Genomic DNA, 6,000 nt, shown 5'->3' with positions numbered 1-6,000 from the left:
TCGCTGCCCAAGGGTCTTCCTATCGGCAATCGCCCTCGCAGCGACCGTCATCTATTGGCTATGAGTCCTGAGCCTAGAGCTTTCCGAAACTTAAGACAACACTTTGAACATCGAGCATCAGCTCCGCCAGAGCTGAATGGCATCACTCCAAGAGCAAAGAAACCCAGTGGAGCCACTGCCGGGCAGCTGCAGGACTTTTTCCATTTCATAAGCGGCACAGAGGAAAGGCGGGCGCTACAGACAATGTAACTACCTAAGCCATCTGCCGCATGGCGAGCTTTTGCAGGATTCCCGCAGGCACCTGCCGCACGCTCATGGCGCGAGGATAGGGCAGCTCTTCCATCTCGGGCACATCTCCGTAAAGCACCTCGAACTCGGCGAAGTTGTCGAAGACGCGGCGGCTGACATTGTCGATGAGCGTCTCGGCGGGTGCACCATTGGCGAGGATGATTTCGTGCTCTTCGGTCTCGATGTGGTAGACCGTGTAGGTCTCTCCCATTTCCGCGAGGGGAACGCGGGTGATGGTCACCCCGTTCACCAGAGCACCCGCGTGGCAGATGACTCCATCGACCAGCATCCCGTGATCGGCGGTGACCGTCAGGTCAGTGTGCGGCAGGCCCTGCCCGAGAGACCCGGCGGCAAAGCGCACCGGCATCAGCCGTTCGGCGGGGCCGAAGCGGGTGGACACGGTCTGGCGGCCGATCCATTTGACCGATACGCAGCCGCCCTCTGCCGTTGAAATCTCGCAATCGATGGCAAGATCTTCGACAGCAATGCTGCCAGCTGGTGTTGCGATGCGGCTTCCCGTCAGGAAGCAGGTGGGAAAGCTCGCAGTGTCAAATCCGGGCAGCACATCCGAACTGGGGTAGGCGGCTTGAGAGAGCTGGATCCCAATCACATAAACATCGTCGCCTCCGAGGCGGGCAATCGGATACTTAACTCCGCCGATTTCTATCGTGCCCCAGAACGATCCGTTTGTTCCGCTTGATCCCGAGGCAAAGCTATAGTTGAGGCTTTCCAGATGGGTGAACTCGGAATCCGTGGGGTCGCCATCGCTTAGGGTCAGGTCGCCCGTCAAACTCCCGAAGATCGAAAACTCTGAAAACGCGCGCTGTAGATTGTATAGTCGGTGCCCGCCGAAAAGACATAGTCGGCCATGTGTTTTCCCCCTCTGATGTCAGGACAGAAGAGGTTTTCTCCAGACCATCTTGCCTAAGCATTAACAATTCTAAGAGACGACTTTCACACTTTGTCAAACCTTTCGCTGCCACAGGGCGTGCCGTGATACGGGCTGTGGCATGCATCAGCCGGTTCCGTCTTGGCAAGGTGATGCGAAGGGGGACGGTCGGAAATTGACAGACCCCGTCCCATTTCTGAAGACGAGGTCTGGTTTCGTGTTGGTGCCTGGCGCGAAGAATGGCTGAGATCTCAGCCAGCCGCCGCCTGGTTGTGCTTGCGCGCCATGAATTCCTTGGCGGTCTCCACGGCCACGGCGGCGTCACGGCAATAGGCGTCTGCGCCGATCGCTTTGCCGAATTCCTCGTTCAGGGGTGCGCCGCCGACCAGCACGATGTAGTCGTCGCGCACGCCGGTCTCGACCATCGTGTCGATGACCACCTTCATGTAGGGCATCGTGGTGGTCAGCAGGGCGGACATGCCCAGGATGTCGGGCTGTTCGGATTCAAGCGCCTCGAGATAGCTTTCCACGGCGTTGTTGATGCCCAGATCGACCACTTCGAAGCCCGCGCCTTCCATCATCATGCCGACGAGGTTCTTGCCGATGTCGTGGATGTCGCCCTTGACGGTGCCGATCACCATCTTGCCGACGCGCGGCGCGCCGGTTTCGGCCAGCAGCGGTTTCAGGATGGCCATGCCGCCCTTCATCGCGTTCGCGGCCAGCAGCACTTCGGGCACGAAGAGGATGCCGTCGCGGAAGTCCTTGCCGACGATGGTCATGCCGCCGACGAGCGCCTCGGTCAGGATGCGGTAGGGCTCCCACCCGCGCTCCAGCAGGATGTTCACACCCTCTTCGATCTCTTCCTTGAGACCGTCGTAGAGGTCATCGAACATCTGCTGCACAAGCTCTTCATCGTCGAGCTCGGACAGGATGATTTCGTCTTCATCGGACATATTGTTGGCTCCCTGACGGAACGGGGGTTTCATGGACTGTCCCGACTTTTGGCCGGGACGTGCGAATCTGACGCGCTGAATTGCGACACGCGTGGAGTCGTGACCGACCTTGATGCGGGTCGGGATTGTGAATGTTCCGTTTTTGTTCCATATTGATGCCATGGAATTCGATCAGATCATCGACAAGGCCCGCCGCAAGGGCAGGGGCGCGGGGTTCAATCCGGCCAATCGGTTCGACCGGCTGGAAACCCGTTTCGAGCCGGATGGCTGGGACCGTGAGGAAGATCTTCCGCCGGTGCGCACCGTTGTGACCGAAGAACGCCCGCGTAAGGTGATCACCCGCAATGCCTCGCCCGATCTGAGTTTTGATCGTTCGATCAACCCCTATCGCGGCTGCGAACACGGCTGCATCTACTGTTTTGCCCGCCCGAGTCACGCCTATCTGGGCCTGTCGCCGGGGCTGGATTTCGAAACCCGGCTGATTGCCCGGCCCGATGCGCCCGCCGTGCTGACGAAAGAGCTGTCTCGTCGCGGATACGATGTTCAGCCGATTGCCATCGGAACCAACACCGACCCCTATCAACCGGTTGAGAAGGATAGGCAAATCATGCGCGGTCTGTTGCAGGTGCTGCGCGACTTTCGCCACCCGGTCGGCATCGTGACCAAGGGCACTCTGATCGAGCGCGATATCGACCTGATCGCGGATATGGCGGGGCAGGGGCTGGCCAAGGTCGGTGTATCGGTGACAACGCTCGATTCCGGTCTGGCGCGCGCGATGGAACCGCGTGTGCCGTCCCCTGCGCGGCGGCTCAAGACCATCGAGCGTCTGGCGGCTGCGGGTATTCCGGTGCGGCTGATGGCGTCTCCCATTGTGCCGGGGCTGACCGACCCCGAGATCGAGCGGATCGTGACAGCAGGGGCCGAGGCCGGAGCCGTTGCTGCCAGCATGATCGCCCTGCGCCTGCCTCTGGAGGTCGCTCCGCTGTTTCGCAGCTGGCTGGAGGAACATGTGCCGCTGCGCGCCGCACGTGTCATGGCGCGGGTGCGCGAGATGCACGGCGGGGAGGATTACAGTGCCGAATGGGGCACGCGGCTGACCGGCACCGGCATCTATGCCGATCTGTTGCAGCAGCGTTTCAAACGGGCGGTCAGGGCGGCGGGTCTCGGCCACCGCATGCCCGCCCTGAGGACGGATCTCTTCCGGGTGCCGCCGCGTCCCGGCGATCAGTTGAGCCTGTTTTGACATCACTCTGACCCGTCCGCGCCGCCGGTCTTGATCCGCCGATGTGAAAGCCACGCAAGGAACAGAAATATCCCAACGATGGCGGCAGGAATGATGATAAGCAGCACCATGTCCTCGCCGGTCAGGCGCCACGGCAAGCGTATGCGGCAGGGGCTGGTGTTGCCAAAGGCGCAGGCCAGTCCGTTGATATACAGATAGCCGCCGATCCAGACGAGGCTCGCCAGGGCAGCAAGCCCAAGGAAAATCGCCCGGATCGCACGTGCCATCGTATCGGTCAGCCGCGTGCGCGGCGGCGGGGGCGACGGGCGGCGGGGGCATCATCGCCGGTGCCGTCGCTGTCAGAGGAGAAGCCGCCGATCTCGGCTGCGATCTGTTCCAGCGTCGGGACAGGGCCGCGCGGGGTGCTTTCCAGCGCCGCCTTCATCGCGCGCAGGTGGTCGGTCTGGGTGCCGCAGCAGCCGCCGATGATCTTGGCCCCGGCATCACGCGCCAGCACGGCATATTTCGCCATCAGCTCGGGCGTGCCGTCATAGTGGATATGGCCGTCGTGATACTTGGGAATGCCCGCATTGCCCTTGGCGATGAAGGGAATCTCGGTGCCCGAGGCGCGGAAGCCCAGAACCGTGCGCAGCAGGTCCGACGCGCCAACACCGCAATTGGCACCAAAGGCCAGAGGCTGCGGGTCGAGCTTTTCGGCCATTGCCGCCATGTCGGCAGAGGTGAAGCCCATCATCGTGCGCCCTGCGGTGTCAAAGCTCATGGTGCCGCACCAGGGCATGTCGGCCAGCTTCGCGGCCTCTGCGAAGGCCTTGAATTCCTCGGCGGCGGAAATGGTCTCGACCCAGAGCACATCGACGCCGCCGGCTTTCAGACCCTCGGCCTGCTCATGGAACATCTCGACCGCGCTTTCATGGGTCAGCGATCCCATGGGCACCATGATTTCGCCGGTTGGCCCGACAGAGCCCGCCACCACGACCGGGCGACCGGCTTTGTCCGCAACCTCGCGGCCGATCTCGGCGGCCAGTTTCGACAGCTCGAACGCCCGATCCTGCGCGTTGTGCAGTTTGAGCCGCGCGCGGGTGCCGCCGAAGGAATTGGTCAGGAAGATATCAGACCCCGCATCGACCGCACCCTGATAAAGCTTGGCGATCCGGTCGGGGTGATCGGCGTTCCACAGCTCGGGCGCGTCGCCAGAGGACAGCCCCATGTTGAAAAGGGTCGTCCCGGTGGCGCCGTCGGCCATCAGCCAGTCGCGGTCTGCCAGAAGCTTGGACAGAAGGTTGGTCATGTGAGTCGTCTTTCAGATATCTGCGCAGGGCCTAGATGCGCCGGGCAGGGGAGTTGAGGCAACTGCATAATCTGCATAAAGATTATGAATTGCCTTTTGTTCAAAAAGAAAAGACCGCCCGCAACACGCGCGGACGGCCCTTTTTCGTCTTGGCGCGTGCGATCAGGCTTCGTTGATCAGCTGGCCCTTGGCCACGATCAGCAGCTCGGCCATCTTGGCGCGGATTTCGTCGGCACTGGCCTTGCCGTCCAGATCGGCGGCAACCTTGCGCACCACATCCTCATGCCCGGCTTCCTCGAAATCCGATTTCACGACCTCGATCGCATAGGCATCGGCGTCGGACCCGGTCTTGCCGAGCAGTTCGGCAGCCCAGAGGCCAACCAGCTTGTTGCGGCGGGCTTCGGCGCGGAACACCATTTCGGCGTCATGTGCGAACTTGTTCTCGAACGCGGATTCGCGGTCATCGAAGGTGGTCATCTTGGGCTCTCCTGACTCAGATGCATTCGTCGCTGTTCAAATAGGCCGGTCCGGGCAGGTCGCACAAGGGTGGATTGTGCGGCTGGAGGACGCTGTGACGGGGAATTGCCGGGAATTCTGGACCGAATCGGGCCAACTGCCACATAGTGGACCTATTGAACGACCCGATTTCACAAATGATCAGACAGGAGCATATCGCATGTTCAGAACCGCCTTTGCCGCCCTTTCGACCGCAATCCTGCTATCGGCAACGCCCATTCTTGCCCAGGAAACGGTGGAACCTGTCCTTGGCGAATACCTTCAGCCGCTTGGCCTTGGACCGTTTCAGGATGCCACCTGGACCGGATATGAACAGGATGGCTGGTTCGTTCTGCAAAACACGACGCAGCCGACGGCAATCCGCTATTACGAAATGCCGCTGATGAATGCCGATGGCACCCTGACCCTGCGGGCCAATGTCTATGCCCGGAACGATGACGGCGAGGGCGTGGCAGCCACCGGCCTGCTCTATGATTTCGGGGATGAGCACAGCACCTATATCGCCTTCCTGCTGACCGCCGATAACCAGTTGATGGCGATCAATCGCGATGTCGAGGAGATGGACGTGATCTATGGCGACGCGGATGACCCTGTGGGCCGTGGCGACGGATCGGATGTGCTGGAAGTGCGGATTTCGGGAACGCAGGCGCGGATGTATCTCAATGATCAGCATTTCCGGAATTACGACCTGTCGCATCGCCCGTTCCACGACCGTGCCGGGATCATCGCCGTTGGAACCGGACGGCTCGGCTTCTGGGGTCTGAGCGCCCAGTAACGCCGCTTCCCTTTCGCGGTCCTTGGGCGTATACGCCCCTCAAACGGT

The 6,000-nt window shown here is 61.4% G+C and carries 7 protein-coding genes; 2 read left to right on the top strand and 5 right to left on the bottom strand.

Annotated features, from left to right (window positions below):
* Positions 1-253: 253 nt before the first annotated feature.
* Together RBB16_RS12015 and RBB16_RS12010 are read right to left on the bottom strand one after the other, a co-directional pair.
* Positions 254-1,078 (bottom strand): Hint domain-containing protein, encoded by an 825-nt coding sequence (locus RBB16_RS12015; protein ID WP_306046399.1) that lies wholly within the window; start codon positions 1,076-1,078, stop codon positions 254-256.
* A gap of 350 nt (positions 1,079-1,428) precedes the next feature.
* Positions 1,429-2,130, bottom strand: a complete 702-nt coding sequence (locus tag RBB16_RS12010; protein ID WP_071691628.1) for a B12-binding domain-containing protein — start codon at positions 2,128-2,130, stop codon at positions 1,429-1,431.
* Positions 2,131-2,290: 160 nt separating this feature from the next.
* On the opposite strand from RBB16_RS12010, the gene RBB16_RS12005 reads away from it, so the two are divergent.
* Entirely contained in the window at positions 2,291-3,373 is a 1,083-nt protein-coding gene (locus RBB16_RS12005) for a PA0069 family radical SAM protein (protein WP_306046401.1), read from the top strand.
* A 2-nt stretch (positions 3,374-3,375) separates the two neighbouring features.
* On the opposite strand, the gene RBB16_RS12000 is transcribed toward RBB16_RS12005, so the two are convergent.
* The 3 genes from RBB16_RS12000 to RBB16_RS11990 all read right to left on the bottom strand — a co-directional run bounded on the left by RBB16_RS12000 (position 3,376) and on the right by RBB16_RS11990 (position 5,138).
* Positions 3,376-3,639 (bottom strand): methionine synthase, encoded by a 264-nt coding sequence (locus RBB16_RS12000; protein WP_306046398.1) that lies wholly within the window; start codon positions 3,637-3,639, stop codon positions 3,376-3,378.
* Positions 3,640-3,647: 8 nt separating this feature from the next.
* The gene (gene bmt / locus RBB16_RS11995; RefSeq protein ID WP_306046397.1) at positions 3,648-4,661 is read right to left on the bottom strand and encodes a betaine--homocysteine S-methyltransferase; all 1,014 of its coding nucleotides are present in this window, start codon (positions 4,659-4,661) and stop codon (positions 3,648-3,650) included.
* A gap of 162 nt (positions 4,662-4,823) precedes the next feature.
* A complete protein-coding gene (locus RBB16_RS11990) occupies positions 4,824-5,138 on the bottom strand; it encodes a DUF1476 domain-containing protein (RefSeq protein WP_071691625.1) in 315 nt (104 codons plus the stop codon).
* A 199-nt stretch (positions 5,139-5,337) separates the two neighbouring features.
* Here RBB16_RS11990 and RBB16_RS11985 point away from each other — a divergent pair, with 199 nt between their 5' ends.
* Positions 5,338-5,952, top strand: coding sequence for a hypothetical protein (locus RBB16_RS11985; protein WP_306046396.1), 615 nt, complete (start codon positions 5,338-5,340; stop codon positions 5,950-5,952).
* Positions 5,953-6,000: the final 48 nt, after the last annotated feature.

Origin of the sequence: Nioella sp. MMSF_3534, assembly GCF_030732985.1 — a bacterium.
GTDB lineage: Bacteria > Pseudomonadota > Alphaproteobacteria > Rhodobacterales > Rhodobacteraceae > Nioella.
This window is presented reverse-complemented; position numbering and strand designations above follow the sequence as displayed.